The organism is Rhizobium sp. P28RR-XV, assembly GCF_012641385.1.
Classification (GTDB): domain Bacteria; phylum Pseudomonadota; class Alphaproteobacteria; order Rhizobiales; family Rhizobiaceae; genus Rhizobium.
This window is the reverse complement of record NZ_JABAIG010000050.1, coordinates 1-819: the sequence shown is the minus strand read 5'-3', so window position 1 is coordinate 819 and position 819 is coordinate 1. Positions and strand designations below refer to the sequence as shown.

Annotated in this window: 1 protein-coding gene; it reads right to left on the bottom strand. The window is 58.9% G+C overall.

Annotation, left to right across the window (positions count from 1 at the left end; genetic code table 11):
- Nucleotides 1-62: 62 nt before the first annotated feature.
- Complete coding sequence (locus HGP12_RS33765) at nucleotides 63-767, bottom strand: IS6 family transposase (RefSeq protein WP_168844264.1); 705 nt, start codon at nucleotides 765-767, stop codon at nucleotides 63-65.
- Nucleotides 768-819 lie beyond the last annotated feature (52 nt).

The window sequence follows — 819 nt, the reverse complement described above, 5'->3', positions numbered from 1 at the left end:
GGGCGATGTCACCTTAACTTGAATTCGGAAGCACGTTTGACGTTCGGCCTTCAGGATTGATCTCAGGCCACGGCTCCCGCCGCAGCCTTCCACTGTGCGATCGCCTGGATGCGGTGAACGCGGCTTTGGAATGCGGAGCGTTGTGAGCTGGGCGGGACGAGGAGGTTGCGGACCGCGGAGAAGACAGATACGAAGTGTTGAAGGCCTCCCGGCGATCGGAAGCCTTGCATCATCCGCTCGCGTTTTCGCAGCGGCACATGAGAATTCCCAGCCCGGTTGTTCAGACTTTTGTAGGATCGGTGTTCGATGTGCGGCATCACCTGTTGCCGGGCTGCTCCATAGGAGCGCAACTTGTCAGTGATCATCCGCTTCGGTGCAATACTCTGCTTCTTCAGAAGACGGGTCAGCAATCGCTTGGCGGCCTTGGTGTTGCGGCGGTTCTGGACGATTTCGTCAAGCACATACCCGTCCTGATCGACGGCCCGCCATAGCCAGTGTTTCGTCCCGGCAATGATGATAACGACCTCGTCCAGATGCCGCACATCGTTCCCGCTGGACTTCTTGCGGTGAAGGCGGCGCGCATAAGCCGGGCGGAACTTCTTTTCCCACCGGCGGATCGTCTCATAGGAGACAGCAATGCCGCGTTCCAGCAGCAATTCCTCGACAAGACGCAGGCTCAGCGGAAACCGAAAGTAGAGCCAGACCGCGCGGGCTATGATCTGGGGTGGGAAGCGATGACGCTTGTAGCTGACTGGCGAAGCGCTCATGCACCTGCGTCTATCGCAGCTGATCCTCACAAGCCGTTACCGTGACATCACC

What these genes read in the sequence shown, in the direction of transcription:
- HGP12_RS33765 (WP_168844264.1), bottom strand. Translation starts at nt 767, where the DNA reads ATGAGCGCTTCGCCAGTCAGCTACAAGCGTCATCGCTTCCCACCCCAG.